Annotated in this window: 1 protein-coding gene; it reads left to right on the top strand. The window is 42.0% G+C overall.

The window, feature by feature from the left end:
- Positions 1–47: 47 nt before the first annotated feature.
- Positions 48–479 (top strand): zinc-binding dehydrogenase (locus tag HC175_RS18030; protein WP_317172354.1); only part of this gene is annotated, 432 nt, incomplete at its 3' end.

Below are 479 nucleotides of genomic sequence, written 5' to 3'. Positions count from 1 at the left end.
AATACTGTTTGAACGGCCCCACGGCAACTTATAACTCTCCATCCCCTTTGGATAGAAATATTCATACCTACGGCGGATATTCTACCCATATAGTTGTGAAGGAGGATTTTGTTCTTAAAGTATCAGAAAAGTTGCCACTTAACGCTGTAGCTCCTCTTTTATGTGCAGGTATTACCACCTATTCTCCTTTAAGACGGTGGAACGTTAAAAAAGGAGATAAAGTAGCTGTGGTAGGTCTTGGAGGTTTAGGCCATATGGCTGTTAAATTGGCATCTTCCATGGGTGCCGAAGTCACTATGTTAAGCCGTTCTCCCGAAAAAGAAAAAGATGCCAACGAATTAGGGGCTGCTCATTTCGAGCTCACTACCAGTGACGAGAACATGAAGAAAATGGCAGGCAGTTTCAATTTGATCATTAACACTGTTTCCGCTCAACACGATTATAATCAATACCTCAATCTGCTGAAAACAGATGGGGTA

The sequence above is a fragment of the Salinimicrobium oceani genome (genome assembly GCF_012037645.1).
Note: the sequence above shows the minus strand (reverse complement) of the source record. Positions and strands in the feature narration are given on the sequence as shown.